Below are 20443 nucleotides of genomic sequence, written 5' to 3'. Positions count from 1 at the left end.
TGGTTCCCGCTCTATGACCGCAACCCGCAGACCTATGTGGAGAACATCTTCTTCGCCAAGCCGGGCGACTACCGCAAGGCGACCCAGAAGGTCTTCCACGGCGGCGCCAGCGCCAGCTTCATCGAGCTCCCCGTGGTGGAGAAGCCCTGACTTCGCCGCCACGTCACTCATGAGAGCAGACGCATTTTACTCTCCCCTGAATTGCATAACCCGGCCGCCGGTGATTAGCTCCGGGCTGGGATAATTCGGGAGGCTGAAATGGCTACGGGTATGTCGCTTCATTTGGGTCTGAACGCCGTGGACCCCGTTCACTATCAGGGTTGGGCCGGTGAGCTCTCGGCCTGCGAGTTCGACGCCAACGACATGGCGGCGATCGCCGGGATCAAGGGCTTCAAGACAAAGACGCTGCTCACCAAGGCCGCCAAGATTCAGCCGGTGGTCGCCGGGATCGCGGCGGCCTCCAAGGCCCTCAAGGCCGGCGACATCTTCATGCTCACCTATTCCGGCCATGGCGGTCAGGTGCCCGACATCAATGGCGACGAGGGCGACATGATGGACGAAACCTGGTGCCTGTTCGACGGCGAGTTGCTTGACGACGAAATCCACGCCGCGCTGGGCGGCTTCGTCGCCGGAGTTCGTGTCCTGGTGTTCTCCGATAGCTGCCACAGCGGATCGGTGGTGAAGAACAACGCCGTCGTCGACGCGGTGACCAGCGAAAGCACGGCGCGCTATCGCGCCATGCCGAACGAGGTCGCCCAGCGCACCTATTTCGCCCACAAGGCCGCCTATGACGCGCGGCAACAGAACAAGGCGACCCAGAAGGCCAAGGCCGCAGCCAAGGCTTCCGTCCTGCTGATCTCCGGTTGTCAGGACAATCAGCTTTCCGCCGACGGCGTCTTCAACGGCCTGTTCACCGGCACGCTGAAGAGCGTCTGGAACGGCGGAGCCTTCAAGAGCGACTATCGGGCCTTCCACAAGAAGATCGTCAGCCGCATGCCTCCCGATCAAACACCGAACCTGTTCTGGGCTGGGCTGGTCAATCCTGCCTTCCTGGGGCAGGAGGTGTTCAAGGTCTGACGCCCGTCGACGAAAGGGCCGGCGCGTGGCGGCGTCGGCCCTCTCTCTCCATTGCGAGCAGCGATCCTGCAGGATTCGCCGCCCAGGGAAGTCCGTCAGCGGTCCACGTCGTCCTTGCCGCCTTGCTCATCGGTGCGACCCGATTGGCCGGCCTGGCCTTGCTGGCCCTGTCCGCCTTGCTGCCCGCCCTGACCACCTTTTTGGCCCTGTTGGCCTTGGCGATCACGATCCTGGCCCTGCTGTTGCTGCTGGCCGGGATTCTGCTGTTGCGGGTTCTTCTGCTGCTGTTGCGGATCGCGATTCTGTTCGTTGCCCATGTCGTTTTCCCATCATCCTTAGCTGCGCGCCGCAGCGGCGCCGGCACCACGTAAACAACTGTTCTTTTTGGCGAATGTTCCGCGCTCAAGCTTGTCACCCTCGCGTGATTCCGGTTGAGCTTCATAAATTACCCTTGTAATTCCCTGGAAACTTTACGAACGTAAATCACGGGCGCGAACGGGCGACCGTGGAGGAAGAACATGCTGCGTCCGGTCACGGTCGAAACGCCGCCCGCGCCGCCATTGGCGGCGGCGGGTCGTCCAGCTAACCGGCTGGCGGCCCGCCAATCTTCGCAGGCTCGGCGATGAGCCGGCTGGCGCTGGGCGTCCTGGCCGCCTTCGCCTTGATCGGCCTGGTCTTGGCGGCGGGCGGCGACCTGCTGCGCCCCGATCGCCCCGGCCTCATCGCCCGCCGCGCCGCCGCCCATCCGCCGGAGCTCTGGCTGGCCGAGGCCCTCGACGAGCGGGGGGCGGTGCGCGGCGCCGTGCAGGTCTGCGCCGACAATGTCGTCCGCGCCGGCTTCCTGACGCCCTTGCCGAAACTCAATGGCCAACCCTGCCGGCGCATGGGCCAGGCGGTGGCGAAGCCGAACCTCTACGCCGTGCGCTGCGAGGCCTTCGACCGGCGCTACAGCGTCAACGTGACCCGGACCGGCGACCCCGCCCGGGACGTCACGGTTCGCTTCGCCCTGCGCCCCCTCGAGACCCCCGACCCGGGCGTGCGCCAAGCCGTCCGCTACCGCCTGATCGGCGCCTGTCCGGCCGGCTGGCGGATCGGCGACACCGCCCGGCCGGGCGCCGTGCGACGGATCAACGCGCTGGCCGGCTGATCGCCCTATCGCGCGGGCCGGCGAGTCCGGGTAGAAGGCCCGGCATGAGCGCACAGCCTGCCAAGACCCTCCGCGAGACCGCCGCCGAGTACGGCCTGAAGTCGGAGGAATACGACGTCATCCTCCAGCGCCTGAACCGCGAGCCCAGCGCCGTGGAGCTGGGGGTGTTCTCGGTGATGTGGAGCGAGCACTGCTCCTACAAGTCCAGTAAGATCCACCTGGGCAAGTTCCCGACCACAGGCCCCCGGGTGATCTGCGGCCCCGGCGAGAACGCCGGGGTGGTGGACATCGGCGATGGCCAGGCCTGCATCTTCAAGATGGAGAGCCACAACCACCCCTCCTATATCGAGCCCTATCAGGGCGCGGCCACCGGCGTGGGCGGCATCATGCGCGACGTCTTCACCATGGGCGCCCGGCCCATCGCCCTCTTGAACGCCCTGCGGTTCGGCGACCCGAGCCATCCGAAGACCAAGCGCTTGGTGGCCGGGGTGGTCAGTGGCATCGGCGGCTACGGCAACTGCGTCGGCGTACCCACCGTGGCCGGCGAGACCAATTTCCACCGCGGCTATGACGGCAACATCCTGGTCAACGCCATGTGCGTGGGCCTGGCCGACGCCGACAAGATCTTCTATTCCGCCGCCCCCTCGCCCGGCCTGCCAGTGGTCTATTTCGGCTCCAAGACCGGCCGCGACGGCATCCACGGCGCGACCATGGCCTCGGCCGAGTTCGACGACGCCTCCGACGAGAAGCGCCCCACCGTCCAGGTCGGCGACCCGTTCGCCGAGAAGCTGCTGATCGAGGCGACGCTTGAACTGATGGCCTCGGGCGCCGTGGCCGCCATCCAGGACATGGGCGCGGCGGGCCTCACCTCCTCCTCGGTGGAGATGGCCGGCAAGGGCGGGGTCGGCATCGAGCTCGACCTCGACATGGTGCCCCAGCGCGAAGAGGGCATGAGCGCCTACGAGATGATGCTGTCGGAGAGCCAGGAGCGGATGCTGGCCATCCTCAAGCCCGGCCGCGAGCATGACGGCGAGCGCATCTTCAAGAAGTGGGGCCTCGACGCCGCCACCATCGGCTGGACCACCGACACCGGCCACATGGTGCTGAAGCACAAGGGCGAGGTGGTCTGCGACGTGCCGTTGGCGCCGCTGTTCGACGACGCGCCCCTCTATGACCGCCCCTGGGTCGCGCCGGACCTGCAGCCCCGGCTGTCGCCGGCCGACGTGCCCCAGCCGGCCGACTACGCCCAGGCGGTGCTCAAGCTGATGAGCGCGCCGGACATGGCGTCGAAGCGCTGGCTCTGGGAGCAATACGACCGCCACGTCATGGCCGACACCCTGGAGGACAGCGCCACCGGCGCCGACGCCGGGATCGTGCGGGTTCACGGCACGAAGAAGGCGCTCGCGGTCACCTCCGACTGCACGCCGCGCTATGTGCTGAACGATCCCTATTCCGGCGGCAAGCAGGCGGTGGCCGAGGCCTGGCGCAACCTGACCGCCGTGGGCGCAGACCCCATCGCCATCACCGACAACCTGAACTTCGGCAATCCCGAGCGGCCCGAGATCATGGGCCAGATCGTCCGCGCCATCGACGGCATGGCGGAGGCCTGCCGGGTGCTCGACTTCCCAGTCGTGAGCGGCAATGTCAGCCTCTACAACGAGACCAACGGCGCGGCCATTCCGCCGACCCCGACGGTGGGCGCGGTGGGCCTCTTGAAAGACTCCAGCCTGCGCGCCGATTTCTCCGGCATGAAGGCCGGCGACGCCCTGGTGCTGGTCGGCGAGACCCGTGGCGAGTTGGGCGCCAGCATGTATCTGCGCGAGATCCTCGGCCGCGAGGACGGCGCCCCGCCGCCGGTGGACCTCGCCCTGGAACGCAAGACGGGCGACTTCATCCGGAAGCTGATTCTATCGCGTCAAGTCGTTGTGGTGCATGATCTTTCCGACGGTGGCTTGATCGCCGCGGCGGGCGAGATGGCGCTGGCCTCCAAGGTCGGCGCGCGCCTGACCATCTCCGCCGAACTCCCGGCCCATGCGGCCCTGTTCGGCGAGGACCAGGCCCGCTACCTGCTGGCCGCGCCCAATGGCTATGAGCTGCTCTCGGCGGCCAAGGCCGCGGGCCTGCCGGCCGCCATCGTCGGCCAGGCCGGCGGCGAGGACCTGGCGGTCGATGGGGTTTTCACCCTGCCGCTCGCCAAGCTGCGCGAGGCTCACGAGGGCTGGATGCCGGCCTATTTGGGCTAGGCCGGCTCAGTCGCCGCTTCCAGCATCCGCAGGCAGGCGGCGGCGAAGGCCTCCATATTGGCGGCGCGGTCGTCGGACTCGGTCTCGACGGTGACCACCATCTCCACGGGGCCGGAGATAGCCACGCAGGTATGGCCCGCGGCGTCGCCATAGGGATTGCCGGTCGGCCCCGCCGCCCCAGTCTCCGAGAGGCCCCAGGTGGCCCCGTAGCGCTCGCGGGCGTTCCGGGCCAGCAGCAGGGCGTAGGGCTCGCTAGAGGAACGTACGCCGGCCAAGGCCTCCCGCGGGATGTCGGTCAGCAGCACACGCGCCTTGGCGGTGTAGACCACGGCGCCGCCCATGAAATAGGCTGAGGCTCCGGGCACCGACAGCAGCGCCGCCGAGACCAGTCCGCCCGACGAGCTCTCATTGACCGCCACGGTCTCCTTGCGGTCCTTCAGGCGCTGTCCCAGCACCGCGGCCTGCGCCATCAAAGCCTGCATCCCGATCGTCCTCCATCCAGCGGGCGGCGTGTTTTTCTTGGCTTCCGTATGCCGCCGCGCTCATGATGCCCGCCAATTAGAACGACCGCCATTCTCGGGAGGATATTTATGGACGCCCAATCTCAATGGACGGGGCTCGACGCCGGCCGTCTGGAACGCATTACCGAGCATCTCGAGCGCAACTATATCGGCCCGAAGAAGATCATGGGCTGCCAGGTGGCGGTGGCCCGCCACGGCCATGTGGCCTATCAGAAGTCGTTCGGCTCCATGGATCTAGAGCGGAACAAACCGATGGCCGACGACGCCATCTTCCGCATCTATTCGATGACCAAGCCGATCACCTCGATCGCGCTGATGACCCTGTATGAAAGGGGCTATTTCCAGCTCAACGACCCAGTCAGCCGCTTTGTGCCGTCCTGGAAGGACCACCGGGTGTGGATCTCGGGCGAGGGTGCGGACATGGTCACCGAGGCTCCCAAGCGCCCGGTCTCGTTCCGCGACGTGCTCTGCCACACCGGCGGCTTCACCTATGGCGGCGGCCTGCCTGGCGTGGGCATCCAGCACCCGGTGGACAAGATCTATCGCGAGCTGAAGATCCGCAGCGCCGGCTCGACCGACAGCATGGCGCAGTTCCTCGACAAGCTGGCCCAGGTGCCCCTGCTCTATCAACCGGGCGAACGCTGGATGTACTCGCTGGCCACCGACATCTGCGGCGCCCTGGTGGAGGTGATCTCCGGCAAGCCCTTCGCCCAGTACCTGCAGGAGGAGATCTTCGGCCCGCTCGGCTTGGTGGACACCGCCTTCTTCGTGGCGCCCGACAAGGTCGACCGGTTCTGCGCCAACTATCAGCGCGGCCCCGACAAGCAGCTCAAACTGATCGACGACGCCGCGACCAGCGCCTTTACCCAGGATCCCGGCTTCAAGTCCGGCGGCGGCGGCCTGACCGGCGCCACCGCCGACTACCTGCGCTTCTGCGAGATGCTGCGCCGGGGCGGCGAGTTGGACGGCCATCGGGTCATCGGCCCGCGCACGCTCGAGCTCATGCACATGAACCACCTGGCGGGCGGCAAGGACCTCTCGACCATGGCGCTCGGCACCTTCTCCGAGACCGCCAATGACGGGGTCGGCTTCGGCCTGGGCTTCGCCTCCACCATGGGGCAGGTGGAGACCGGCTCGCTGGGAACCGGCGACTACTATTGGGGCGGCGCGGCCTCGACCATCTTCTGGGTGGATCCGAAGGAAGACCTCTGCGTGGTGTTCATGACCCAACTCATGCCGTCGGGGACGTTCAACTTCCGCGGCCAGTTGAAGAGCCTGATCTACTCGGCCATCGTCGACTGACGGGAATCTGGCGCGGGGACGTCGATGGATCTGCTGGTCAATATCGACGTCCCCGACCTCGCGCGGGCCATCGCCTTCTATTCGGACGCCTTCGGCCTGAAGGTGACCCGCCGCTTCGGCGATGGCGGGGCCGAGCTCTCCGGCTGGCCCGCGAAGATATATCTAATTGAAAAACCTGAAGGTTCAGTCGGCGCCGGCCAGGATGTTCGCCGCTATGCCCGCCACTGGACGCCGGTCCATCTGGACGTGGTGGTCGCCGATATCGAGGCCGCCTTCGTCCAAGCCGTGGCCGCCGGGGCCCGCCCTGAGAGCGAAATCCGCACCGAGACCTGGGGCAAGATCGTGGTCATGGCCGACCCTTTCGGCCACGGAATCTGCCTGATCGAGTTCCTGAACCGCGGCTACGACGAGATCGCGCCCCGTCTTTGAATTTCCGGCGCTCGCAAACGCCTCTTTGGGGGTCGGCGAACCGTCTGGGAATCCAAGGGTTGTTAAGCTTTATGGCACACAAAGTTTCTTCGACCGGAGCAATCCCATGCCCATGCCCATCGCCGAACTGGAGCGAAGCCTCCGCGAGGCGTTTCCAGACGCCCAGATCCAGGTGGACGACCTGGCCGGCGACGGAGACCACTACAAGGCGCGGATCGTGTCCAAGGCCTTCGCCGGCCTGAACCGGGTCAAGCAGCACCAGCTGGTCTATAGCGCCCTGAAGGGTCGCATGGGCGGCGAGCTGCACGCGCTGGCGCTCGAAACTTCATCCCCGACCTAGAGGAGCGCCATGCGCTATCGACCCTTCGGCGTAGCAGGCAAGGCGGTCTCAGCCGTCAGCCTGTTGCTGCGCGAAGCGCCGAACATGAGCTCGCCCCAGGCCTGGAGGGCCCTGGTCTTCTCGGCGATGGAAAGCGGGATCAACTGTTTCGAGGTGGCCGCCGGCCTGGAGGTCGCCGCGCTCGGGCTCGGCGAGGCGCTGAAGTCGGTGGAGCGGCGGCTGCTGTTCCTGAGTTGGCGCCTGCGCGGTGATCCGCGCGGCGTCCTGACCGCCCAGGCGATCTCCCACAGCATCCGCGGCGGGCTGCAGAAGACCGGCGCCGGCTATTTCGACCTCGTGATGATGGACGAGACCGCCTACGAGACCCTGGCGCCCGACGCCCTTGAACACCTGGCCCAGCTGCGTTCCGCGGGGCTGTGCCTGCAGGTCGGCGTGGCCGGCGACGGCGCGGCGGTCGACGAAGGCATCCGCAGCGCCGCCTTCGACGTGGCGACGACGCCGTTCAGCATCACTTCCGACTGGCAGGCGCGCCGCCGAATCCGCGAGGCGTCGGACTCCAACATGACCCTGGTGGGCTGCGAGCCGTTTCCCGGCGCCCTTGGTCGCACCAATCAGGCTGCGCCGGTGCGCAGCGGCCTGCTCGGGCGCGGCCGGGTCGAGCCCCTGGCGGGCGCCGGAACCTACGCATTCCTGAACGACACGCCCGGCTGGACGCCCGACGAGATCTGCCTGGCCTATTCCCTGACCGAGCCCTCCTTCGCCACCGTTCAGCTCGAGATCTTCCGCACCGAAGCCATCGCGCGGATGGCCGAAGTCACCGACAAGGACCTGCCCACGGGGGTCGCCGCCCAGATCGAGATGGCCCGCTTCGGCGAGGTCGCCGATCGTCGCAGGGCCTAGGGTCACGGCTTGCGCGTCTTGACCGGAGGGCCGGCCATCCCTAGCTCTCTTGCGACATATCCGCCTCGAAGGCCCGTGACGCCATGACCGACACCACCATCGCCAATCCCGCCCACGACTTCATCGCCAAGACCGTGGCCGAAAACCCGGTGGTGCTGTTCATGAAGGGTGTGCCCGAACAGCCGCGCTGCGGCTTCTCGGCCCTGGTGGTGCAGATCCTTGACCATCTGGGCGCCGACTTCATCGGCGTCGACGTCCTGCAGGACGACAGCCTGCGCGACGGGATCAAGACCTTCACCGACTGGCCGACCATCCCGCAGCTCTATGTGAAGGGCGAGTTCGTCGGCGGCGCCGACATCATCCGCGAGATGTTCCAGTCGGGCGAACTGAAGCCCCTGCTGATCGAACAGGGCGTCCTGGCTGCGTGAGCAGGCTCCTCGAGCCGCCGCCCGGCCGACAGGTCTTCACCCGCGATTTCACGCCGTCCGCGTCGGATATCGACGAGAACGGCCACGTGAACAATGTGGTCTATGTCCGCTGGATTCAGGACATGGCCACCTCGCACTGGCGCGCCCTGCAGCCTGGCGAAGAACAGACCCGATGGGCCTGGATCGTCCTGCGCCATGAGATCGACTACCGCCGCGCCCTGATGCCCGGCGAGACCGCCAGCGCCGTCACCTGGGTGGCCGAGGCGCCGGAGGGCCCGCGCTTCGACCGCTTCGTGCGCATCGACGGTCCCGACGGCGCCATGTGCGCCCAGGCCAGGACGGTCTGGTGCCTGGTCGACGCCCAGACCGGCCGTCCCAAGCGGGTCACGCAGGACATCGTGGCGCGGTTCACCTAAGAGCGAGGAGGCCTGGCATGCCGCTGACCACCGAAATCCTGCCCCTGCGCTGCGGCACGATCCGCGCGCCCGCCAACGCCCTGGAGGTGGACGCGCCGGGTGAGGTCGTCCTGCCCGTCTATGCGTTCCTGATCACCCATCCGAGCCGGCGGTCCGTCGTCTTCGACGCCGGGCTGGCGCGGACGGATCATGGACGGATCGTCGGAAAGACCTTCCACAACGACCTGCCCCAGGGCCATGACGTGGCGGCGCGGCTGACCGCCGCCGGGGTCGATCCGGCCCAGGTCGAGGGGATCGTGCTGTCCCACTCGCACTACGACCACATGGGCGGGGCGGCCCTGATCCCCAACGCCAGGATCTTCATCCACCGGCAGGAGGAGCTCCGCACGCTCGACGCGGGCCACGACCTGATCCGCACCGAGGACAGCCACGACCTGTTCGGCGACCGATCGGTGGAGGTGTTCGCCACCCCCGGCCATACCTGCGGCCACCAGTCGCTACGGGTCCGGCGGGAGGGCGGCGCCGACGTGCTGGCGGGCGACGCCTGCTATTACTGCCACTCGCTGGATCGCGACGACGCCGACCAGCCCTACGCCTTCGACAAGGACCAATACCTGGCGACCAAGCGTCGCCTGGTGGCGATGCGCGCCGCGGGCGACTTCATCATTCCCGGCCACGATGAGAGCTTCCTGGATCGCATCCCGAAGGGAAGCGCGGTCCGAGCCAGCGGCCTGAGCCGCCTCTAGTTCCCGGGTCCGGTCCAGGCGGCGAAGGGGTTCAGCAGGAACAGCGGCGTCCTCTGGCCCACCCCCAGCTCCTCATAGGTGAAGGTAAGGTCCGTGTGGCCCATGGCGAAGGACCGGCAGGGGTCCAGGCGCTTGCGGCCGAATGCCAGGGTCACCGCCTCTCCCCTCCGCTCCACGAAGAATGAAAAGTCCTCCTTCCTGGTGCAGCCGTTGGAGGACACCCGGATGGTCAGGGCCTCGCGCCCGGCGCTGGCCGAATAGAGCGGCTCCAGTTCCGACAGCGCCGAGCCGGCCGGCGCAACGATCGGCGGGGCGGCGGTGGCGCAGCCCGAGACCAGGGCCAGGCCCGCGACGAGGAATAGTCGGCGATTCATCGCGCCACTCCGCCACAAACCCTTGCAAAGCAAAAGGCCCCGGATCGCTCCGGGGCCTTCGCAAATCTCGGTCGGGTTCGGCGGCCGGTTAGGACGCGTAGAACTCGATGACCAGGTTCGGCTCCATCTTCACCGGGTACGGGACCTCGGAGAATTCCGGCGCGCGGATGAACTTGGCGGTCATGGCCTTGGCGTCGACCTCGACATAGTCGGGGGTGTCGCGTTCGCTCGACTGCAGCGCTTCCAGCACCAGGGCCATGTTCTTCGACCGCTCGCGGACGGAGACGATGTCGCCGGCCTTCACGCGGTAGGAGGCGATGTTGACCCGATTGCCGTTCACCAGCACGTGGCCGTGGTTCACGAATTGACGGGCGGCGAACACGGTCGGCACGAACTTGGCGCGGTAGACCACCGCGTCCAGGCGGCTTTCCAGCAGGCCGATCAGGTTCTCGGAGGTGTTGCCCTTGCGACGGGCGGCCTCGGTGTAGGTGCGCGAGAACTGCTTTTCGGTCAGGTTGCCGTAATAGCCCTTCAGCTTCTGCTTGGCGCGGAGCTGCAGGCCGAAATCGGAGACCTTTTGCTTACGGCGCTGGCCATGCTGGCCCGGGCCGTAGGAGCGTTGATTGACGGGGGACTTCGGGCGACCCCAGATGTTCTCGCCCATCCGCCGGTCGATCTTGTACTTCGCCGAGTGGCGCTTCGACATACGTCGTCTCTCTTCATAGTCGACCCGGGCCGGCGCCCCCAATAGTGGAGGCGCGATCTCAACGGCGGCGATCAGGTCACCCGTCATAGGTTCGCTGACCCGCACGGTTTCCCGGCGGCGCGAAGGGGCGGTGTATGACGGCCGGGCGGGCGAAAGTCAATCTCGCGCCCCAGCCACGCCCCTGAAGCACGTCAGAGGGGAGAGCGCTTTACGGCCCAGCTGGCCGGCGGGATAGTCGGCGTGGTTCGGAGTATCCCATGATCGGCGCCCTTCGCCTCGCGACCCTATCCGCCCTGCTCCTGGCCCTGGTCGCCCCCGCGGCCCAGGCGGCGACCTCGCGGCCGGACCTCGCGCCCGGCGTCGAGGTGGAAGACGCTTGCATGGCCGAGGCCCTGCTGGAGACCGGTTTCCAGGGCGCCATCAGGGTCTCCACCCCGGCGACGCGCGACCACTCGCTGGAGACCTGCGATCTGGAGGCCGAGGCCCTGCTGGTGGCCGAGTACCGCGCGGTGGCCGGTCCCTGCATGGCCGAGGCGCTGCGCGACCAAGGGTTCTTGGGACGCTTCCGCGAACCGCGCGGCGGGCTTGGCCGGGACGACCTCGCTTGCGTCGTCGCCGAGGCGCCCGCCGTCCCGGCTCCGGTCGAGGACCTGGTGACGTTCCGCGGCGCGGACGGGCGGGAGATCACCACAATGCGTCCGATCCCCAACCCGGACTAAGCAGTATTCGGGCCGAACTGCACCACGAGTGCGGTAGTCTGCCCCAGCTAGTCCGCGTAGCCCTGTGCGCCTTGCCAACTGGGGGTCTCCATGCGCGCGTTCCTGTTCTCCACCGTCTTCGCCATCGGCGTTCTCGCCCTGCCCGCAGCGGCGCAGGACCACACCGGCCACGCCGCGACCGAGGCTCCGGCCCCGGCCATGAACCATGGCGCCATGCCCATGCCCGGCGCGATGCCGGCCATCTATATGGGCCAGGCCGATAAGCCGGGCGCCCCGGTGTTCGCCGGGCTGGGCGACCACCGCCATCCGATCTCGACCCGCAACGCCCAGACCCAGAAGCTGTTCGACCAGGGGGTCAACCTGCTGTTCGGATTCAATCACGCCGAGGCGATCCGCTCGTTCCGCGAGGCCGCGCGGCTCGATCCGGACTGCGCCATGTGCTGGTGGGGCGTGGCCTTCGCGCTGGGCCCCAACATCAACCTGCCCATGCAGGCCGACGCCGTCGCCCCGGCCTGGGAGGCGCTATCGCGCGCCAAGGCGCTGCGCTCGAAGGCCTCGCCACGGGAACAGGCCTGGATCGACGCACTCGCCACCCGCTACGCCGCCGCTCCGCCCGCCGACCGCAAGCCGCTGGACCTGGCCTTCGCCAAGGCCATGGGCGACCTCGTCCGCGCCGATCCGTCCGACCTGGACGCGGCGGCCTTCTACGCCGAAGCCATGATGGACACCCAGCCCTGGGACTACTGGGAGGCCGACGCCAAGACCCCCAAGGGCCAAGGCGCGCAGATCGTCGCCACCCTGGAGGGCGTCCTCGCCAAGGCGCCGAACCATCCGGGCGCGCTGCACCTCTATATCCACGCGGTCGAGGCCTCGACCACGCCCGAGCGGGCCGAGGCCGCGGCCGACCGGCTGCTGCCGCTGATGCCCAAGGCCGGGCACATCGTGCACATGCCCAGCCACATCTACTACCGCGTGGGCCGCTACGCCGACGCCGCCAGGGCCAACGAACTCGCCGCCCTGACGGACGAGGAATACATCGCCGCCTGCCGCGCCCAGGGTTTCTATCCAGCCGGCTATTACGGCCACAACATCCACTTCCTGTGGACCTCGGCCGAGATGGAGGGGCGGTCCAGGACCTCGCACGACGCCGCTCGGCGCCTGGTGAAGGCGGTCAAGGCGGAGGAGACGGCGGCGAACCTGCCGCTGGCCGAACTGTTCGTCTACACGCCGGTGGTGAACCTGCTGCGGTTCGGCCAATGGGACGCGGTCCTGGCCGAGCCCCCGCCGCCCGCAGGGCTCAAGCTCGACACCGCCATCTGGCTCTACGCCCACGGGATCGCCGCGGCCAATAAGGGCGACCGCGCCACGGCGCTTGCCGACCGGGCCAAGCTGGAAGCGCTGACCCGCGCCGACCTCTCGGCCTTCGACGCCTTCGCCATCCCCGCCAAGCCGATGACCGAGCTGGCGCTGGCCCTGCTGGACGGGGAGATCGCCCGCAAGGACGGAGTTCTGGACGCCGCCATCGTGCGCTTCCGCGCCGCCTCGGACATCGAGCGCGCCCTGCCCTATACCGAGCCCGCCTACTGGCATTCGCCGGTCAGCCACTATCTGGGCGCGGCCCTGCTGGAGGCCGGCCGGGCGCAGGAGGCCGAGGCGGTCTACCGCGAGAGCCTGAAGCACTACCGCCGTGACGGCTGGGCGCTCTACGGCCTGGCCCAGGCCCTGGACCGCCAGGGCAAGAAGGACGAGGCGGTCGCCACCCGCAAGGCGTTCGACGAGGCCTGGAAGATGGCCGACGTGAAGCTCACCGCCTCGCGGTTCTAATCCTTCCGCGCGGCCTTCTCGCGGGCCAGGCGGTCCAGCACCCGGCCGCGGCCCTGCGACAGGGCGGTGACCACGCCGCGGAAGGTGCGCACCTCCTGGTCGGAGAACCGCGCCCGGGCCAGGGCCGAGCGCAGGTTCTGGACCATCGAGGGCCGCTTCTCCGGCGGATGGAAGAAGCCGGCGTCGTCCAGCTCCCGCTCGAAATGCTCGTAGAGGCCCAGCATGGCCGCGGCGTCGGCCGCCGGCGGCCCCTCCCGGAAGGCCGGCGGCGCCCCGGCCTGGGTGGTCATCCGCCACTCATAGGCGTTGATCGCCACAGCCTGGGCCAGGTTCAGCGAGCGGAACCGCGGATCAATCGGCAGGGTCACGACGGCCGAGCAGAGCGCGATATCGGCGGTCTCCAGCCCCGCGCGCTCACCGCCGAACAGCAGGCCCACGGCATGGCCGGCCCCCACCTCGCCGGCCAGGTTGGCCGCGGCGTCGCGCGGGGTCAGGATCGGAAGCTGCAGCTCGCGGGGCCGGGCGGTGGTCGCATAGACCAGATGCAGGTCGGCGATGGCCGCCTCGACGCTCTCGTAGATCCGCGCCGCGTTCAGCGGCCACTCGGCGCCGGACGCCGCCGCCCAGGCGTGCTCCTGGGGCCAGCCGTCGCGCGGATTGACCAGCCGCAGGTCGGCCAGGCCGAAATTGGCCATCACGCGCGCCACGGCGCCGATGTTCTGAGCCAACTGCGGCTTGTCGAGGATGATGCAGGGCGGGGCGGTGGTCGTCATGCCGCGTTTTCAATCCGATGCGGCGCCAGATGCAAGGGTGGAGGCGCGGGCGAGCCCCCAGGCCGTCCGATTTCCGGGATGTACCCGGTGGGCATGCCCGAGCCGATCACCATGCGGGCGACACGGCGAGGGAAATCGCGCATCGCCGCCGCCGATGCGCGCGCGGAACCTTCATAGGGCTAGCAGCAACGCTGGATCCGACGTCACTTTCCGGTTCTGCACGTGGCAGGCTTTGCGTCCTGGCGCGGGCCTAGTATACGGCCCCCAACCCTGCCGTTACGCCCTCGGAGCGCTTCGCCCTCATGGCCAAGAAGATCAAAGTCGCCAACCCCGTCGTCGACCTCGACGGGGACGAGATGACCCGCATCATTTGGAAGTGGATCAAGGACAAGCTGATCTTCCCCTATCTCGATATCGAGCTCGACTATTACGACCTCGGCATGGAGCATCGCGACGCCACCGACGACAAGGTGACGATCGAGGCGGCCGAGGCGATCAAGCGCCACGGCGTGGGCGTCAAGTGCGCCACCATCACCCCGGACGAGGCGCGGGTCGAGGAATTCAAGCTCAAGAAGATGTGGAAGTCGCCGAACGGCACCATCCGCAACATCCTGGGCGGCGTCGTCTTCCGCGAGCCGATCATCTGCAAGAATGTGCCGCGCCTGATCCCCGGCTGGACCCAGCCGATCATCATCGGCCGTCACGCCTTCGGCGACCAGTACCGCGCCACCGACTTCTTGGTCCCCGGCCCTGGCACGATGACCATCAAGTGGGTGGGCGACAACGGGGAGACCATCGAGCACGAGGTGTTCAAGTACCCCGGCTCCGGCGTGGCCATGGCCATGTACAATCTCGACGACTCGATCCGCGAGTTCGCCCACGCCAGCTTCGCCTACGCCGTGAAGCGCAAGTATCCGCTGTACCTGTCGACCAAGAACACCATCCTCAAGGCCTATGACGGGCGCTTCAAGGACATCTTCGCCGAGGTCTTCAAGGAGTACGAAGCCCAGTTCAAGGAAGCCGGCATCGTCTACGAGCACCGGCTGATCGACGACATGGTGGCCTCGGCGCTGAAGTGGTCCGGCGGCTTCATCTGGGCCTGCAAGAACTACGACGGCGACGTGCAGTCCGACGAAGTGGCCCAGGGCTTCGGCTCGCTGGGCCTGATGACCTCCGTGCTGATCACCCCCGACGGCAAGACCATGGAGGCCGAGGCCGCCCACGGCACCGTCACCCGCCACTTCCGCCAGCACCAGCGCGGCGAGAGCACCTCGACCAATTCCATCGCCTCGATCTTCGCCTGGACCCAGGGCCTGAAGCACCGGGCCAAGCTGGACGGCAATCCGGAACTCGACCACTTCGCCGACACCCTGGAGAAGGTCTGCGTCTCCACCGTCGAGAGCGGTTCGATGACCAAGGACCTGGCCCTGCTGGTCGGCGACAGCCAGGGCTGGCTGACTACCGAGGGCTTCATCGACAAGGTCGCGGCCAACCTGGAGAAGGCCCTGGCCGAGTCGCCCGTCGCCTAGGCCCCATGGACCCGCGCGCACCCTATGGCTGGAGCCTGGGACGCGCGGTCTTCCGGCTGGTCCTCACCCTGATCGTGGGAACGGCGCTGGTCTTCGTGGCCGCGCCGTTCTTCGCGTTCCGGGCCCTGAAGGCCGCCGCCCACGACGGCGACGCCCACGCCCTGGCCGAACTGGTGGACTACCGCGCCGTCCGCGAGGGTCTGCGCCCCCAGGTCGCCGCCAAACCCATCGCCGCGCCCGCCCCGCCCGACATCTGGTCCGACCCGATCGGCGCCGTGCGCCGGGCCATCGAGCCCCTGACCCCGGCCCCTCCGGCGGTCGAGCCCTATCTGGACACCCGCGGCCTCTACGACCTCACTCGCGGCTACCCGCCCGGCAAGGCGCCGGCCGACGCCAAGGGCGACTTGCCCCGGTTGCGGTACTGGGGCCCCAACCGCGCCCGCTTCGCCGTGGCGCCTCCGGGGGCCGAGACCCCCGTCATATTCAGCTTCCAGCGGCGCGACCTGTTCGCCTGGAAGCTGGTGCAGATCCGCGTGCCTCCGCCGGCCTAGACATCAATGTTCTTGATTCGTTCTCTTGGCTGCGCTAGCGTGCGGCCACTGGCGAGGGAGCAAGACCAATGATCGGATATGTCACTATCGGGGCCCTGGACGTGGAGGCGGCGACGCCGTTCTACGACGCCGTGCTGGGCGCCATCGGCTATGAGCGCAAGTTCCTCGACGGCGGCTGGGCGGGCTATGGCCCCAAGGAGGCCGACGCCAACACCTTCATCTGCCCGCCCTTCGACGGCAAGCCGGCGCGGAGCGGCAACGGCATCATGATCGCCTTCAAGGGGCCTGACGTCGGCTCGGTGGACGCCGCCTACGCCGCGGCGCTGGCCAATGGCGGGGCCGATGAAGGCGGGCCGGGCCCGCGACCGCCGGAGTCCACCAGCTTCTACGCGGCCTATATGCGCGATCCCACCGGCAACAAGTTCGCGGTGTTCGCCAAGCCCTGAGGCCTGGTGGCGCTGGACGGCGGACGACAAAAAGGCCGGGGCGAACCCCGGCCTTTTCCGTATTCGAGATCGTGATCGCTTAGGCGAACACGGCCGTCTCGCGGCGGCGGCGCAGGGCCGCGCCGGCCAGGCCGAAGCCGGCGATCATCATCGCCCAGGTGGCGGGCTCGGGCACGGCCGAGGGCAGCTGGGTCAGGGTGAAGTCGGCCTTGATCTTGGCGCCCTTCGCAACGCCGGGGTTCAGGTCGACCCAGCCGCCATTGAAGTCGGCATCGTCGAGATCGACCAGCAGCTTACCGCCGTTGCCGAAGTCGAACGTGTGGCTGCCGCCGTTGGCCCAGGTGACGATCCCCTTGTCGAAGATGCCGTAGAAATACTGGCCGACGGTCGTGCCGCCGACAGCGCCGCCGAACACCTCGGGAACCGTGAAGGTGAAGCCCACCGAGATCGGCTTCGGGGCCAGGTCGTCGGGGTTCACGGAACCCTCGGTGGTGTAGAGCTTGAACAGGTTGATTGTGGCGGTCTCGCCGAGCTCCAGCGCGAAGTTCAAGGTGGCGGCCATCTCCTGCGTCTGCAGCACCAGGCCCGGATCGGTCTGGTTGACGGTGACGCTGTGGTCGCCAGAGAAGATGATGGCCGCCTGGGCCGGAGCGGCGATCATGGCGAGGGTCGCAGCGGCGGCTGCAACGGTCAGGAAACTTCGCATTTGAACTACCCCCAAGGATCAAAAGGTCCGTGACGCCAGTGTCCCGGAGCGACGAATCATCGAACGGAACGGAGCCCGAATTCGATTTCGATGCGGGTACCTGACCGCCATCTTGGGTTTAGTCTACTAATTTCCCTTAACAAGCGAAAAATCCCTTGTGGGGTAAGCGACATAGCTTGGCCCTGGCTCGATTTCTCACCATCTCTAGATGTGTTTTTCCCGAAACAGCACGCCTCGGCCGCGGCGCCGCTTGATCTCGCGCACGGGCGCCTTGACCGCCGCTCACCGCCCGCAGCATCGTCGCCGCGCCGTCACCCCCTGGAGCCTGCCATGCGCGCCGCCGCCCTTCTCTGCGCCCTCATCCTCGCGAGCCCCACCGCCGCCCAGAGCGGCGTATGCCCGGCGTGGGGCAAGGCCGAACCCTTCGGCGCCCTGGACGCCAAGCTGGTCAATGAGGCCAGCGGGCTGGAGGTCTCCGACCGCTTCGGCGACCGCCTCTATCACAACAACGACAGCGGGGACGGCTTGCGGTTCTACGTCTCCGGCCTGAAGGGGGAAGCCACCCGCGCCATCGATGTCGAGGGACCGGATCCGCGCGACATCGAGGAGCTGTCTCTGGGTCCCTGCGGCCGGCAGACCTGCCTCTATCTCGGCGACATCGGCGACAATCCCGGCAAGCGCGACGGGGTGGTCTTCACCCTGGTGATCGAGAAGAAGGCGTTCAAGGACAAGGTCAAACCCCTGCGCACGGTCCGCGCCCGCTATCCCGACGGGGCCCACAATGCCGAGGCCTTCGCCGTGCATCCGAACGGCGACCTCTTCCTGGTCACCAAGCCCGTCGACGCCAGGATGGCGACGCCGGGTCCGGCATTGGTCTACCGCCTGACCGCGGCCCAGCTGCGCAATGGCCGCGACGTGCAGACCTTCGCCAAGGTCGGCGAGATCGACCTGCCGACAATCATGGCCGAGTTCCCCTTCCCCGGCTCGATCGCCACGGCCCTGGACATCTCGGCCGACGGCAGGCGGGCGTTGCTGCTCACCTATGTGGCCGCCCTGGTGCTGGACTTCGACCTGGCCGAGGGCCTCAGCGGGCCACACCAGGTCGTGCGGCTCAACACCATGCCGCAGCAGGAGGCCGGCGCCTGGCTGCCGGACGGCTCGGGCTTCCTCTACGACACCGAGCTGACCCGGGGCGCCAAGGCCGCGCGAATCGACCGGGTGGTCTGCAAGGACGCGCCTTAGGCGCCCAGCAGGCCCTTGATCGCCGCCAGGCCCTCGGCCGCCTTGCCGCCGTCCGGGGCGCCGCCCTGGGCGAAGTCGGGACGGCCGCCCGCGCCCTGGCCGCCCATGGCCAGCACCGCGGCCTTGGTCAGGTCCACGGCGTTGAACCTCGAGCCCGCCTCGCCGGTCACCGCCACGGCCACCGCGCCCTTGCCGTCGGCCGAGCCGATCAGGGCGATGACGCCGCTCGGGACCTGCTTGCGGAACGCCTCGACCATGGGACGCAGGTCCTTGCCGCCGACCCCGTCCATCACGCGGGCGATCACCGCCACGCCGCCGATCTCCTCGGGACCCGCGGGCGCGCCGTGCGAACCGCCACCGCCCATGGCGAGCTGGCGCTTGGCCTCGGAGAGCTCCTTCTCCAGCTTGCGGCGCTGGGCGTCGAGCGCGTCGACCCGGGCCAGGACCTCGGAGACCGGGGTCTTGAACTGGTCGGCGAGGGCCTTGGCTACGGCCGCCTGCTCCACCAGCCAGCGGCGCGCCGCCTCGCCGGTCAGGGCCTCGATCCGCCGCACGCCGGCGGCCACGCCCCCCTCGGAGACGACCTTGAACAGGGCGATGTCGCCGGTGCGCGCCACATGGGTGCCGCCGCACAGCTCCACCGAATAGTCGCCCTCGCCGTCCAGGGCCTTGCCGAGGGCCAGGACGCGAACGCTGTCGCCGTACTTTTCGCCGAACAGGGCCATGGCCCCGGCCTCGATCGCCTGTTCCGGCGCCATCACCTTGGTGTCGGCCGCGAGGTTTTGGCGGATCACCGCGTTCACCTCGGTCTCGATGCGGTCGATCTCGTCGGGCGTGACCGGGCCGCCGTGGCTGAAGTCGAAGCGGATGCGCTCGCCGTCGACCATCTGGCCCTTCTGCGAGACGTGCGGGCCCAGGACGTGGCGCAGGGCCGCGTGCAGCAGGTGCGTCGCCGAGTGGTTGGAGCGCGTGGTCGTGCGGATCTCCGCGTCCACCGCCAGGCGCGCGTCGGTCCCCGGGGTCAGCGACCCCTCGAGGATCTCCAGCTCGTGGACGAAGAGGTCGCCGGCCTGCTTCTGGGTGTCGAGCACCCGGGCCTTGCCGGCGGCCCACTCGACCTCTCCGACATCGCCGGCCTGGCCGCCGCTTTCGGCGTAGAAGGGGGTGCGGTCGAACACCGCCAAGACGGTCTGGCCGGCTTCGGCCTCGGCGACTTCCCCCCGCGACGCCACCAGGGCCAGAAGCTTGCCGGTGGCCTCGGTGGTGTCGTAGCCGAGGAACTCGGTGGCGCCGAGGCGCTCGCGGATGGCGAACCATTCGGCGCCTTGGCTGGACTGGCCCGAACCGGTCCAGGCCTCGCGGGCCTGGTCCTTCTGGCGCTTCATGGCCGCGTCGAAGCCGTCCAGGTCGACGGTCAGGCCCTTGTTGCGCACCGCGTCCTGGGTCAGGTCCAGCGGGAAGCCGTAGGTGTCGTAGAGCTTGAAGGCGGTCTCGCCGGGCAGCACGCCGCCTTCCGTCATCTTGGCCGTCGCTTCGTCCAGCAGGGTCATGCCGCGGCCGAGCGTGCGGCGGAAGCGTTCCTCCTCCTGGCGCAGGGTCTCGACGATCACCGGCTCGGCGCGGCGCAGCTCGGGATAGGCCCCGCCCATCTCGGCCACCAGGACCGGCGCCAGGCGGTGCATCAACGGCTCCTCGGCGCCCAGCAGGTGGGCGTGGCGCATGGCCCGGCGCATGATCCGACGCAGGACATAGCCGCGGCCCTCGTTGGAGGGCGAGACCCCGTCGGCGATCAGGAAGCTGACCGAGCGCAGGTGGTCGGCGATCACCCGGTGCGACGGCCCGTTGGAGCCCCCGGCCACCAGTTCCTTCGACGCCGCGATCAGGGTGCGGAACAGGTCGATGTCGTAGTTGTCGTGCACGCCCTGCATCACCGCGGCGATGCGCTCCAGGCCCATGCCGGTGTCGATCTGCGGCTTGGGCAGGTCGCGGCGGGTCCCGTCGGCGAACTGCTCGAACTGCATGAA

General features: G+C 68.4%; 23 protein-coding genes. 17 read left to right on the top strand and 6 right to left on the bottom strand.

Annotated elements, in window-relative coordinates; all coding sequences use genetic code 11:
* Positions 1–258: 258 nt before the first annotated feature.
* The 4 genes from Q8Q88_RS09260 (at position 259) to purL (ending at position 4467) form a co-directional block, all read left to right on the top strand.
* Positions 259–1077 carry a caspase family protein gene (locus Q8Q88_RS09260; protein WP_305674907.1) on the top strand — a complete coding sequence of 273 codons (819 nt, stop codon included), beginning with the start codon at positions 259–261 and terminating at the stop codon, positions 1075–1077.
* 143 nt (positions 1078–1220) lie between these two features.
* Positions 1221–1448 carry a hypothetical protein gene (locus Q8Q88_RS09255; protein WP_305674906.1) on the top strand — a complete coding sequence of 76 codons (228 nt, stop codon included), beginning with the start codon at positions 1221–1223 and terminating at the stop codon, positions 1446–1448.
* Positions 1449–1699: 251 nt separating this feature from the next.
* A complete protein-coding gene (locus Q8Q88_RS09250) occupies positions 1700–2224 on the top strand; it encodes a hypothetical protein (RefSeq protein ID WP_305674905.1) in 525 nt (174 codons plus the stop codon).
* A gap of 44 nt (positions 2225–2268) precedes the next feature.
* Positions 2269–4467, top strand: coding sequence for a phosphoribosylformylglycinamidine synthase subunit PurL (purL, locus tag Q8Q88_RS09245; protein WP_305674904.1), 2199 nt, complete (start codon positions 2269–2271; stop codon positions 4465–4467).
* Here purL and Q8Q88_RS09240 read toward each other — a convergent pair.
* Entirely contained in the window at positions 4464–4949 is a 486-nt protein-coding gene (locus Q8Q88_RS09240; protein ID WP_305674903.1) for a CinA family protein, read from the bottom strand. The two genes, purL and Q8Q88_RS09240, sit on opposite strands and share 4 nt — an antisense overlap.
* 108 nt (positions 4950–5057) lie before the next feature.
* On the opposite strand from Q8Q88_RS09240, the gene Q8Q88_RS09235 reads away from it, so the two are divergent.
* From Q8Q88_RS09235 to Q8Q88_RS09205, 7 genes are all read left to right on the top strand, one after another.
* A complete protein-coding gene (locus Q8Q88_RS09235) occupies positions 5058–6290 on the top strand; it encodes a serine hydrolase (protein ID WP_305674902.1) in 1233 nt (410 codons plus the stop codon).
* Positions 6291–6314: 24 nt separating this feature from the next.
* Positions 6315–6719 (top strand): VOC family protein, encoded by a 405-nt coding sequence (locus Q8Q88_RS09230; protein ID WP_305674901.1) that lies wholly within the window; start codon positions 6315–6317, stop codon positions 6717–6719.
* A 106-nt stretch (positions 6720–6825) separates the two neighbouring features.
* A complete protein-coding gene (locus tag Q8Q88_RS09225; RefSeq protein WP_254836344.1) occupies positions 6826–7059 on the top strand; it encodes a BolA family protein in 234 nt (77 codons plus the stop codon).
* A 9-nt stretch (positions 7060–7068) separates the two neighbouring features.
* The gene (locus Q8Q88_RS09220) at positions 7069–7959 is read left to right on the top strand and encodes an aldo/keto reductase (protein ID WP_305674900.1); all 891 of its coding nucleotides are present in this window, start codon (positions 7069–7071) and stop codon (positions 7957–7959) included.
* Between the two features lie 83 nt (positions 7960–8042).
* Positions 8043–8387, top strand: a complete 345-nt coding sequence (grxD, locus tag Q8Q88_RS09215) for a Grx4 family monothiol glutaredoxin (RefSeq protein ID WP_305674899.1) — start codon at positions 8043–8045, stop codon at positions 8385–8387.
* Entirely contained in the window at positions 8384–8803 is a 420-nt protein-coding gene (locus Q8Q88_RS09210) for a thioesterase family protein (RefSeq protein ID WP_305674898.1), read from the top strand. Before grxD ends, Q8Q88_RS09210 begins: the two co-directional genes overlap by 4 nt.
* 17 nt (positions 8804–8820) lie before the next feature.
* Positions 8821–9549 (top strand): N-acyl homoserine lactonase family protein, encoded by a 729-nt coding sequence (locus Q8Q88_RS09205; protein ID WP_305674897.1) that lies wholly within the window; start codon positions 8821–8823, stop codon positions 9547–9549.
* Here Q8Q88_RS09205 and Q8Q88_RS09200 read toward each other — a convergent pair.
* Positions 9546–9923: a hypothetical protein gene (locus Q8Q88_RS09200; protein ID WP_305674896.1), complete on the bottom strand. Its 378-nt coding sequence runs from the start codon at positions 9921–9923 to the stop codon at positions 9546–9548. The genes Q8Q88_RS09205 and Q8Q88_RS09200 overlap by 4 nt on opposite strands.
* 88 nt (positions 9924–10011) lie before the next feature.
* Positions 10012–10629 carry a 30S ribosomal protein S4 gene (gene rpsD / locus Q8Q88_RS09195; RefSeq protein WP_305674895.1) on the bottom strand — a complete coding sequence of 206 codons (618 nt, stop codon included), beginning with the start codon at positions 10627–10629 and terminating at the stop codon, positions 10012–10014.
* Between the two features lie 257 nt (positions 10630–10886).
* Here rpsD and Q8Q88_RS09190 point away from each other — a divergent pair, with 257 nt between their 5' ends.
* Positions 10887–11348 (top strand): hypothetical protein, encoded by a 462-nt coding sequence (locus Q8Q88_RS09190; RefSeq protein ID WP_305674894.1) that lies wholly within the window; start codon positions 10887–10889, stop codon positions 11346–11348.
* Positions 11349–11438: 90 nt separating this feature from the next.
* Positions 11439–13172: a tetratricopeptide repeat protein gene (locus tag Q8Q88_RS09185; protein ID WP_305674893.1), complete on the top strand. Its 1734-nt coding sequence runs from the start codon at positions 11439–11441 to the stop codon at positions 13170–13172.
* Here the strand turns inward: Q8Q88_RS09185 and Q8Q88_RS09180 are convergent.
* The gene (locus Q8Q88_RS09180) at positions 13169–13945 is read right to left on the bottom strand and encodes an RNA methyltransferase (RefSeq protein WP_305674892.1); all 777 of its coding nucleotides are present in this window, start codon (positions 13943–13945) and stop codon (positions 13169–13171) included. The genes Q8Q88_RS09185 and Q8Q88_RS09180 overlap by 4 nt on opposite strands.
* A gap of 302 nt (positions 13946–14247) precedes the next feature.
* On the opposite strand from Q8Q88_RS09180, the gene Q8Q88_RS09175 reads away from it, so the two are divergent.
* The 3 genes from Q8Q88_RS09175 to Q8Q88_RS09165 all read left to right on the top strand — a co-directional run bounded on the left by Q8Q88_RS09175 (position 14248) and on the right by Q8Q88_RS09165 (position 16471).
* On the top strand, positions 14248–15474 hold the full coding sequence (locus Q8Q88_RS09175; RefSeq protein WP_305674891.1) for an NADP-dependent isocitrate dehydrogenase: 1227 nt from the start codon (positions 14248–14250) through the stop codon (positions 15472–15474).
* 5 nt (positions 15475–15479) lie between these two features.
* Entirely contained in the window at positions 15480–16025 is a 546-nt protein-coding gene (locus tag Q8Q88_RS09170; protein WP_305674890.1) for a DUF2939 domain-containing protein, read from the top strand.
* A gap of 68 nt (positions 16026–16093) precedes the next feature.
* Positions 16094–16471: a VOC family protein gene (locus Q8Q88_RS09165; protein ID WP_305674889.1), complete on the top strand. Its 378-nt coding sequence runs from the start codon at positions 16094–16096 to the stop codon at positions 16469–16471.
* 79 nt (positions 16472–16550) lie between these two features.
* Here the strand turns inward: Q8Q88_RS09165 and Q8Q88_RS09160 are convergent, their stop codons facing one another.
* Positions 16551–17177 carry a PEPxxWA-CTERM sorting domain-containing protein gene (locus Q8Q88_RS09160; protein WP_305674888.1) on the bottom strand — a complete coding sequence of 209 codons (627 nt, stop codon included), beginning with the start codon at positions 17175–17177 and terminating at the stop codon, positions 16551–16553.
* Between the two features lie 330 nt (positions 17178–17507).
* Between Q8Q88_RS09160 and Q8Q88_RS09155 the strand changes: the two genes are divergently transcribed.
* A complete protein-coding gene (locus Q8Q88_RS09155) occupies positions 17508–18419 on the top strand; it encodes a hypothetical protein (RefSeq protein WP_305674887.1) in 912 nt (303 codons plus the stop codon).
* Here the strand turns inward: Q8Q88_RS09155 and alaS are convergent.
* On the bottom strand, positions 18416–20443 hold a 2028-nt coding region (gene alaS / locus Q8Q88_RS09150; RefSeq protein WP_305674886.1), incomplete at its 5' end, for an alanine--tRNA ligase. The genes Q8Q88_RS09155 and alaS overlap by 4 nt on opposite strands.

The sequence above is a fragment of the Phenylobacterium sp. genome, from assembly GCF_030697925.1.
In the GTDB taxonomy this organism is placed as follows: domain Bacteria; phylum Pseudomonadota; class Alphaproteobacteria; order Caulobacterales; family Caulobacteraceae; genus Phenylobacterium.
The sequence above is the reverse complement of the archived record's forward strand: the minus strand, read 5'-3'. Positions and strand labels throughout refer to the sequence as shown.

Bases quoted from the DNA above. Each gene is read 5' to 3' on its own strand.
- Q8Q88_RS09260 (WP_305674907.1), top strand. From the start codon at position 259: ATGGCTACGGGTATGTCGCTTCATTTGGGTCTGAACGCCGTGGACCCC.
- Q8Q88_RS09250 (WP_305674905.1), top strand. From the start codon at position 1,700: ATGAGCCGGCTGGCGCTGGGCGTCCTGGCCGCCTTCGCCTTGATCGGC.
- purL (WP_305674904.1), top strand. From the start codon at position 2,269: ATGAGCGCACAGCCTGCCAAGACCCTCCGCGAGACCGCCGCCGAGTAC.
- Q8Q88_RS09240 (WP_305674903.1), bottom strand. From the start codon at position 4,949: ATGCAGGCTTTGATGGCGCAGGCCGCGGTGCTGGGACAGCGCCTGAAG.
- Q8Q88_RS09235 (WP_305674902.1), top strand. From the start codon at position 5,058: ATGGACGCCCAATCTCAATGGACGGGGCTCGACGCCGGCCGTCTGGAA.
- Q8Q88_RS09230 (WP_305674901.1), top strand. From the start codon at position 6,315: ATGGATCTGCTGGTCAATATCGACGTCCCCGACCTCGCGCGGGCCATC.
- Q8Q88_RS09225 (WP_254836344.1), top strand. From the start codon at position 6,826: ATGCCCATGCCCATCGCCGAACTGGAGCGAAGCCTCCGCGAGGCGTTT.
- Q8Q88_RS09220 (WP_305674900.1), top strand. From the start codon at position 7,069: ATGCGCTATCGACCCTTCGGCGTAGCAGGCAAGGCGGTCTCAGCCGTC.
- grxD (WP_305674899.1), top strand. From the start codon at position 8,043: ATGACCGACACCACCATCGCCAATCCCGCCCACGACTTCATCGCCAAG.
- Q8Q88_RS09205 (WP_305674897.1), top strand. From the start codon at position 8,821: ATGCCGCTGACCACCGAAATCCTGCCCCTGCGCTGCGGCACGATCCGC.
- Q8Q88_RS09200 (WP_305674896.1), bottom strand. From the start codon at position 9,923: ATGAATCGCCGACTATTCCTCGTCGCGGGCCTGGCCCTGGTCTCGGGC.
- rpsD (WP_305674895.1), bottom strand. From the start codon at position 10,629: ATGTCGAAGCGCCACTCGGCGAAGTACAAGATCGACCGGCGGATGGGC.
- Q8Q88_RS09190 (WP_305674894.1), top strand. From the start codon at position 10,887: ATGATCGGCGCCCTTCGCCTCGCGACCCTATCCGCCCTGCTCCTGGCC.
- Q8Q88_RS09185 (WP_305674893.1), top strand. From the start codon at position 11,439: ATGCGCGCGTTCCTGTTCTCCACCGTCTTCGCCATCGGCGTTCTCGCC.
- Q8Q88_RS09180 (WP_305674892.1), bottom strand. From the start codon at position 13,945: ATGACGACCACCGCCCCGCCCTGCATCATCCTCGACAAGCCGCAGTTG.
- Q8Q88_RS09175 (WP_305674891.1), top strand. From the start codon at position 14,248: ATGGCCAAGAAGATCAAAGTCGCCAACCCCGTCGTCGACCTCGACGGG.
- Q8Q88_RS09170 (WP_305674890.1), top strand. From the start codon at position 15,480: ATGGACCCGCGCGCACCCTATGGCTGGAGCCTGGGACGCGCGGTCTTC.
- Q8Q88_RS09165 (WP_305674889.1), top strand. From the start codon at position 16,094: ATGATCGGATATGTCACTATCGGGGCCCTGGACGTGGAGGCGGCGACG.
- Q8Q88_RS09160 (WP_305674888.1), bottom strand. From the start codon at position 17,177: ATGCGAAGTTTCCTGACCGTTGCAGCCGCCGCTGCGACCCTCGCCATG.
- Q8Q88_RS09155 (WP_305674887.1), top strand. From the start codon at position 17,508: ATGCGCGCCGCCGCCCTTCTCTGCGCCCTCATCCTCGCGAGCCCCACC.